General features: G+C 39.9%; 5 protein-coding genes. All 5 read right to left on the bottom strand.

The features are described 5' to 3' along the window. Positions 1-26: 26 nt before the first annotated feature. Entirely contained in the window at positions 27-269 is a 243-nt protein-coding gene (locus tag B3R79_RS05340) for a KH domain-containing protein (RefSeq protein WP_154454590.1), read from the bottom strand. Positions 270-287: 18 nt separating this feature from the next. Next, positions 288-560 (bottom strand): 30S ribosomal protein S16, encoded by a 273-nt coding sequence (gene rpsP, locus B3R79_RS05345; protein WP_003065322.1) that lies wholly within the window; start codon positions 558-560, stop codon positions 288-290. Positions 561-731: 171 nt separating this feature from the next. Next, positions 732-1961: an ABC transporter permease gene (locus B3R79_RS05350; RefSeq protein WP_168260623.1), complete on the bottom strand. Its 1230-nt coding sequence runs from the start codon at positions 1959-1961 to the stop codon at positions 732-734. Between the two features lie 11 nt (positions 1962-1972). Beyond that, positions 1973-2683, bottom strand: a complete 711-nt coding sequence (locus tag B3R79_RS05355; protein WP_293695387.1) for an ABC transporter ATP-binding protein — start codon at positions 2681-2683, stop codon at positions 1973-1975. Continuing rightward, the gene (locus B3R79_RS05360) at positions 2683-3915 is read right to left on the bottom strand and encodes an efflux RND transporter periplasmic adaptor subunit (protein ID WP_293695390.1); all 1233 of its coding nucleotides are present in this window, start codon (positions 3913-3915) and stop codon (positions 2683-2685) included. Before B3R79_RS05360 ends, B3R79_RS05355 begins: the two co-directional genes overlap by 1 nt. Positions 3916-4102 lie beyond the last annotated feature (187 nt).

A 4102-nucleotide genomic window follows, 5' to 3' on the forward strand; every position in this document is an offset into this window, starting at 1 on the left:
AAAAAATAGAAAAAGAGCAGAAACAACTACTCTTTCTCATCAATAACGAGTCTTACTTTTTTACCTTGAGTTGGTACCGAATAGACAATCGATCTTATCGCTGTAATGGTACGACCTTTTTTACCAATCACACGACCAATGTCTTGAGCATCCAAATCAAGATGGTATTCTAAAAACTCAGGTGTATCCTTAATTTTGATAATAAGATTATCTGGTTGTGAAATCAAGGGTTTCACAATAGCGATAATTAGATTTTCAATGGTATCCATAGGCTTTAGCTTACTCTATTATTTTGAAAATTTTGATTCGTGGAATTTTTTCATAACGCCTTCACGTGAAAGGATGTTACGAACTGTATCTGAAGGTTGAGCACCTTTTGACAACCATTCAAGAACACGATCTTCTTTCAAAGTTACTTGGTTTTCTTCTACAAGTGGGTTGTAAGTACCAACTGTTTCGATGAAACGACCATCACGTGGAGCACGTGAATCAGCTACGTTGATACGGTAGAAAGGTTTTTTCTTAGAACCCATACGAGTTAAACGGATTTTTACTGCCATTAGTATTAAGTCTCTTTTCTATATTTTTTGTCTAAGTTAATAGCCTTGCCACTAACTCACTTTACTTATTATAACATAAAACCTAGGGGTGTCAAGAAAAAAACTTGACAGAGTTTAAAAATATTGAAAAAGGGCTCCAATAGTGTTTGGAGTCCCTTTTCTAAGCTTATATCATTCGTAACGAAGAGCTTCAATCGGGTCTAATTTACTTGCTTTATTGGCTGGTAGGATACCAAAGACCATACCAATCAAAGCAGAGAAAATCAAGCTACCGATAGCCACATTGATCGAAATGTATGGCTTGATTTCAGCGATACTATTGCCCAGAATATTGGTCAAAACAACCGCTAATCCCAAACCAATCAAACCACCCAATAATGTCAAGACCATTGATTCAATCAAGAATTGGGTCAAGATTTTTCGGCGTGTAGCACCCAAAGCTTTACGCAAGCCGATTTCGCGTGTGCGTTCTGTCACGGATACCAGCATGATATTCATGACACCGATACCACCAACTAAGAGGGAGATACCTGCAATGGCACCGATAACCGTCGTCATCATGCCATAAGCCGAATTAATTTGGTCAATTTGTTTGGACATGTCATAGATGGTGAAATGCCCCACCTTGACACCTGACAATTGGGTCATCATTTTAGCAGCTTGCTTACCTACCTCAGTAGATTCCTTGGCATCATTGACATGGACAAAAGCCCCTTCAATCTCATTCATATGGAATTCTGCTGCCAGTTGGGTATTGGTCATAATGGCATTTCCACCAGAAGCCATACCATAAAGAGCTGAACCTGCATTAGGGTCCTTATACACCCCAACAACCAAGTAGGATTTAGAACCAACAGATACTTGTTTGTTTAAAGCATTGTCGTTGCTGCCAAATAATTTAACCGCTAATTTGGTGTCTAGCATGATAATGCGTGAAAAATGCGAATAATCATCGGCACGGAAACTACGTCCTGCTACAATTTTGTACTTTTTAACGTCAAAATAGGTGCGATTAACCCCTGTAATATTAACGTTTTTCGCTTTTTTATTGACATAAGAAACCGTTGAAGTGGTCGAATTAGTCACATAATAATTTTGAACACCAGGCACATCCGCAGCAATCTTTTGGAGCCATTCTTCTTGAATCTTAGGCCCCTTATCTTGCGAAGTCGATTCCGTATCATCAAAAAAGCTATCACTATCAGAATCTTTTGTCACATAATAAATCTGAACATCTCGCGTATCAGCTGAAAACATATCGGTAATCTGCTTGGTCAAGCCTTGTCCCAAAGCCATGATCACCACAACAGATGCCACACCGATAATAATTCCCAGCATGGTCAAGAACGAGCGCATTTTGTGCCCCATGATTGAACTTAGGGCGAATTTCCAATTTTCCATATCTTTTCCCCCTAATCAATTCTGACGCTGTCAGTCGTATCTTTGGTAATCTCACCATCTCTGATAATGATTTTACGCGTTGCAAAATCAGCGATCTCAGGCTCATGTGTTACCATGACAATGGTTTTACCTTCTTGATTTAACTCTGTCAACAGTTGCATGATTTGCTCACTGGTTTTCGTATCCAAGGCTCCTGTTGGTTCGTCCGCCAAAATGATAGACGGATTGTTAACCAAGGCTCTGGCAATTGCCACACGCTGCTTTTGTCCACCTGATAATTCCGATGGCAAATGTTGCATTCGATTACCCAGTTCGACTTTTTCCAAAAATTGCTTGGCTAATTGGCGGCGTTTCCCAGCCCCCACACCTGAATAAATCAGTGGCAATTCCACATTTTGCAAAGCATTTAATTTAGAAAGTAAGAAGAATTGTTGGAAAACAAAGCCGATTTCTTCATTTCGAACCTTGGCCAATTCCTTTTCTTTCAATTCTTCAACCTGCTTGCCATTTAGGGCATAGTCACCTGATGTTGGTCTATCAAGCAATCCGATGATATTCATCAGTGTTGATTTACCAGACCCTGAAGGGCCCATGATGGCTAAAAATTCCCCATCATAGACCTTTAGGTCAACACCTTTTAGCACCTGCAATTCTTGATCACCGTTCTTATAGGATTTGACAATATTTTTAAGATCAATTAAAACTTTTCTTTCTTCTGTCACTACTCACTCTCCCCTGATTCATCTGAAACAGTCGCGTTGTCAGCAACCACATCATCAACTGTTTCACCGTCTTTTAGGCGATCGTTAGGATTAGCAATAACCGTTTGACCAACTTCTAAGCCACTCAAAATTTCTTGCTCTTTCGCATCGGCACTACCAAGAGTGACTTCAACTTTGCTGACTTTTTGCGTGTCTTTGTCATAAACCCAAACGTAGTTTTTCTCACCTTCAGCAATCACTGCCTTCACTGGAACCAGTTTGTTTTTAGTGTCATTGACCACTTCAACAGATACGGTAAAGCCTTGTTTCAAGTTTGAAATATCACCGTTGATATCAACTTTATAGTCATAAGTTGAACTGGCTGTTGAGTCAGACGAAGCACTTGCTGCGCTGGCTGTATCGCTAGTTTGGTTTGGATAATTCGACACGTAAGAAATGGTACCAGTCCATTCTTGGTCTGGGTAAACTTTTGATTTAATCTTAACGGTTTGACCTGTTTTGATGTTTGCCAAATCATATTCTGTCAAAGTTCCTTGAATTTGCAACTGACCTTCTGTCGCCACATGAACCAAGGTTTGACTGTTTTTTGAAGATGGGTCAATATCGCTGTTGACTTCTACCACCGTTCCTGAAACATCGCTCACGACAACTGTTTCGTTCAAGGCTTGTTGAGCTTTGTTAACTTCGCCTTGAGCATCGGCGTAAGAATCATTTAAATCTTGCAGTTGTTGGTTGTACTGTGCATTTGCTTGAGCAGATGGTGCTTGCGTAACAGTCGTTTGCTCACCAGTTTCTTCATCCGTTGATGCTGTCGTGGTAGGCAAATTACCGTATGTTTTTAGGTAATTAATTTGACGGCCAATTTTGTTAAGGTTACGAACAGCGGCATCATAGGCAGCCTGCGCCGTTGTGGTGTCATACTGCACTAATTGTTGCCCTGTTGTAATCTGGTCACCTACTGAAACGGTTGGCCTAGCTTCTGTCCCTTTGGTGCTGTCGTAATAAACATATTGTTCCTGAAGGGCTTTAACAGTACCTGTTAAGAGGGTTGATGAGGAAATAGAGCCTTCTGTGACCATACTGGTCTTGTAAGTCATTTCCTCTGCTTCTTTGCTGTCTTTGCCCTGTTGCCACCATAGAAGACCAGCTCCAGCGACTGCAAACAAACCAATGGCTGCCCCAATAATCACCTTGTTTCTTTTCGACATCGTCGTTTTACTTCTTCTAGACATAATTCTCCTTTATTCCACAATAGGTTTGTATTATTTTTATAAGACAATTATACGTTTTATAAGAATGGGTGTCAAGGCTAAAACGTTAAAACTATCTGTCAATTCTATTATAGCTAAAAAACATCTGACCTATCTTACACTTTTGTAAGATTTGCTTTTGAACGTCAAAAACATACTAAGATTAGTA

Source organism: Streptococcus sp. UBA3373 (assembly GCF_002360305.1).
Lineage (GTDB): Bacteria > Bacillota > Bacilli > Lactobacillales > Streptococcaceae > Streptococcus > Streptococcus alactolyticus.

Coding starts and splice junctions, on each gene's coding strand:
- B3R79_RS05360 (WP_293695390.1), bottom strand. CDS start 3,915: ATGTCTAGAAGAAGTAAAACGACGATGTCGAAAAGAAACAAGGTGATT.
- B3R79_RS05340 (WP_154454590.1), bottom strand. CDS start 269: ATGGATACCATTGAAAATCTAATTATCGCTATTGTGAAACCCTTGATT.
- rpsP (WP_003065322.1), bottom strand. CDS start 560: ATGGCAGTAAAAATCCGTTTAACTCGTATGGGTTCTAAGAAAAAACCT.
- B3R79_RS05350 (WP_168260623.1), bottom strand. CDS start 1,961: ATGGAAAATTGGAAATTCGCCCTAAGTTCAATCATGGGGCACAAAATG.